This window comes from Streptomyces swartbergensis, from assembly GCF_002148965.1.
Taxonomy (GTDB): domain Bacteria; phylum Actinomycetota; class Actinomycetes; order Streptomycetales; family Streptomycetaceae; genus Streptomyces; species Streptomyces swartbergensis.
The window spans coordinates 1-2,967 of sequence record NZ_NGFN01000575.1 but is presented as its reverse complement, the minus strand read 5'-3'; the positions used below and the strand labels follow the sequence as shown (position 1 = coordinate 2,967).

Sequence of the window (2,967 nt, the reverse complement as noted above, 5' to 3'; positions counted from 1 at the left end):
GGCCAAGGCCGGGGCGCTGGCCGGGGCCAAGACCGGGACGGTGGCCCAAGGGCGTTGTCAGACCCCCCTGTCACACTCGCAGCATGGCCGACCGGTGGGCGCTCGCTCCGGCCGAGGACGGTGGCGTGGACGTCGCCCCCCTCGGTCCGGACGGGCTGCCCGCCGGGCCGGTGCGGCGGGAGGCGGATCCCGCCGAGGCCGTGCGGAGCCGTCCCGGTGTCACGCGGTGGGTGTGGCGGTCCACCGCCGAGGTCTACCCGCGCCTGCTCGCCACGGGGGTGCGAGTCGAGCGGTGCTACGACATCGAGGCCGCCGAGACGCTCCTCCTCGGCCACGAGGGGCGGTACGGGGAACCACGCTCGGCCGCGGCCGCCCTGGCCCGGCTGCGCGGCGGCCCCGTACCGCCCGATCCGCCGCAGCGCTCCGCCGCACCGGGCTCCCAGTCCTCACTGTTCGAACCCCAGGGCGTCCACCTGCCCCTGCCGGACCTCCTCGCGGTCTACGCCGAGCAGCAGCGCCGGCACGAGCGGGCCGAGCACCCCGACCGGATGCGCCTGCTGACGGCCGCCGAATCCGCGGGCATGCTGGTGGCCGCCGAGATGAACCGCGCCGGGCTGCCCTGGAGCACCGACGTGCACCGCGCGGTGCTCCACGACCTGCTGGGCGAGCGGTACGCGGGCGGCGGCGAACCACGCCGCCTGGCCGAACTCGCCGACGAGGTGTCCACCGCGTTCGGCCGCCGGGTCCGCCCCGACCTGCCCGCCGACGTGGTCAAGGCCTTCGCGCAGGCCGGCATCAAGGTCTCCTCGACCCGCCGCTGGGAGATCGAGTCCGTCGACCACCCGGCCGTGAAACCCCTGATCGAGTACAAGAAGCTGTACCGCATCTGGGTCGCCCACGGCTGGTCATGGCTCCAGGACTGGGTGCGCGACGGGCGCTTCCGGCCCGAGTTCCTCGCGGGCGGCACGGTCACCGGGCGGTGGGTCACCAATGGCGGGGGCGGGCTCCAGATCCCCAAGGTGATCCGGCGGGCCGTGGTCGCCGACCCYGGATGGCGGCTCGTCGTCGCCGACGCCGACCAGATGGAACCGCGCGTCCTCGCCGCGATCTCCCGCGACCCCGGCCTGATGGAGGTGGCCGGCCGGGAGAGCGACCTGTACCAGTCCGTCTCCGACCGCGCCTTCTCCGGCGACCGTGACCAGGCCAAACTCGCCGTGCTCGGTGCCGTCTACGGCCAGACCTCCGGCGACGGCCTGAAGAACCTCGCCGCGCTCAGACGCCGCTTCCCGCGTGCCGTGGCGTACGTCGACGACGCGGCCCGCGCCGGCGAGGAGGGCCGGCTCGTGCGCACGTGGCTCGGCCGGACCTGCCCGCCGGCGGCCCGGGGGACGGACGACGCGGCCGAGGAGGCCGGCATCCCCGCCACCGACGAGGAGCAGCCTGACAGTGGCCAGTGGGTCCCCGGCTACGCCTCCACCAACGCCCGCGCCCGCGGCCGCTTCGCCCGCAACTTCGTCGTCCAGGGCAGCGCCGCCGACTGGGCCCTGCTGCTGCTCGCCGCTCTGCGGAGGGCTTGCGCGGGCATGGCGGCCGAGCTGGTCTTCTTCCAGCACGACGAGGTGATCGTGCACTGCCCCGAGGAGGAGACGGCCGCGGTCGTGACGGCGATCCGCGAGGCGGCGGCCCTGGCCGGACGGCTGACCTTCGGGGAGACGCCGGTGCGGTTTCCGTTCACGACGGCGGTGGTGGAGTGCTATGCGGACGCCAAATAGCCGATGTCAGTCCCGGCGTCAGTCCCGATGTCAGTCCCGGCGTCAGTCCCGGCGTCAGTCCCGGCGTCAGTCCCGGTGTCAGTCCGTGGGAGCGAGCAGCTCGCGGAGTTCCGTGATCACCGTGTGTTCGTCGGTCCCCTCCAGCGCCGCGAGAGCCGAGCGCCACTCCCCGCGCGCCTCTCCGGCATGCCCCCGCTCGCTCAGCAGCAGCCCGTGCTGGTGGCGGGCGAGACCGCCGGTGTAGCGGTCGGCGCGGGCGTCGGCCCGGTCCAGCAGCTCGGCGCACTCGCGGGCGGCCCGCCCGGTGCGGCCCAGCAGGCGCAGCGCGCGGACGACACCGAGCCGGGTCTGGGACTCGCCGTGCCAGTCGCCGTGACCGCCGAGGATGCGCAGGCTCTCCTCGAAGTGCGGGAGGGCGGCGGCCGGTTCGCCGAGCCGCAGGTGGGCGTATCCGATGTTGCAGTGCGCGGAGTGCCGCACGATCACGGCGCCGATCTCGTCCCCGATGGCGAGCGAACGCCGGTGCTGCTCGATGGCGGCCCGCGGGTCGGTGTGCTCGTAGAGGTTGCCGAGGTGGCTGTGGGTGACGGCCTCGCCGTACGGGTCGTTCAGCTGCCGTGCGTACTCCAGGCTCCGGGTCAGCGCCTCGCCTGCCTCGGCGTACCGGCCGAGCCCGTCGAGCAGCAGGCCGCGGTTGTTCAGGCAGCGGCGGATCCAGGACGGGCGGTCGAGCCGTCGCCAGATGGCCAGCGCACGGTCGTTGAGGTCGAGGGCGTCGTTCTGGCGGCCGGTCAGGAAGTGCAGTCCGGCGAGGTCGACCAGCGCGTACGCCTCCGCTGTCTCGTCCCCGAGCCGCCGCGCCACGCCGAGGCCGGCCCGGCCGAGCACCTCCATCTCGGCGACGCGGCCCCTGCGGTGCGCGTAGGGCAGGATCAGCCGCACGAGGGTGGAGACGAGGCCCGCGCACTGCCCGCACGGGTCGTCAGCGTGCCGCTCGACCAGGGTGACGATGTTCGTCAGCTCCCTGTCGCCCCAGGCGAAGGCCTCCTCGGGGCTGCCGAAGGGGGCGACCGTGGCGACCTGCGCCGCATGACCCGACGGCTGGGCCGCGGTGGGGCGGCGACGGTCGTCCTGGTCGGGTCCGGGCTCGACGATCGCGACGAGGACCCGCTCGGCGACCGCGGCGTACCAGCGG

General features: G+C 74.8%; 2 protein-coding genes. One reads left to right on the top strand and one right to left on the bottom strand.

Annotated elements, in window-relative coordinates; translation table 11 throughout:
• Positions 1 to 83 precede the first annotated feature (83 nt).
• The gene (locus CA983_RS42225) at positions 84 to 1,772 is read left to right on the top strand and encodes a bifunctional 3'-5' exonuclease/DNA polymerase (protein WP_086605931.1); all 1,689 of its coding nucleotides are present in this window, start codon (positions 84 to 86) and stop codon (positions 1,770 to 1,772) included.
• 78 nt (positions 1,773 to 1,850) lie between these two features.
• Here CA983_RS42225 and CA983_RS42220 read toward each other — a convergent pair.
• A partial coding sequence (locus CA983_RS42220) for a tetratricopeptide repeat protein (protein WP_143645768.1) occupies positions 1,851 to 2,967 on the bottom strand: 1,117 nt, incomplete at its 5' end.